We start from the raw sequence: 272 nt of genomic DNA on the forward strand, positions 1-272 counted from the left end.
CAGGATCGTGCGCGCCAGGCGCGCGCATTCGAGCATCATCTTCAGGTCATGGCCACCCGTATCGCCCAGGTAGTTGGCATGGATGCGGGGCGCTGAGCGTGCGTCGGCGTCGCGCAGCCGCACGCGGCCGCGGCTGCGGGGGTGCAGCGGGCACGCATGCAGGGTGTAGCCGTCGCCGGGAAGGCGGTGGCGGCCGTGGTTGTCGAGCATTGCCGGGACGAAATGGAACTGCACGTCGGCGCGGGCATCGGTGGCCAGCGATGAGCGCACGA

Annotated in this window: 1 protein-coding gene; it reads right to left on the reverse strand. The window is 70.6% G+C overall.

Translation table 11 applies throughout. The features are described from left to right. Positions 1-272, reverse strand: a 272-nt coding sequence (locus AAE045_RS23440; protein ID WP_455549714.1) for a GMC oxidoreductase, incomplete at both ends; no start/stop codon positions are given.

This window comes from Dryocola clanedunensis (genome assembly GCF_038405435.1).
Lineage (GTDB): Bacteria > Pseudomonadota > Gammaproteobacteria > Enterobacterales > Enterobacteriaceae > Dryocola > Dryocola clanedunensis_A.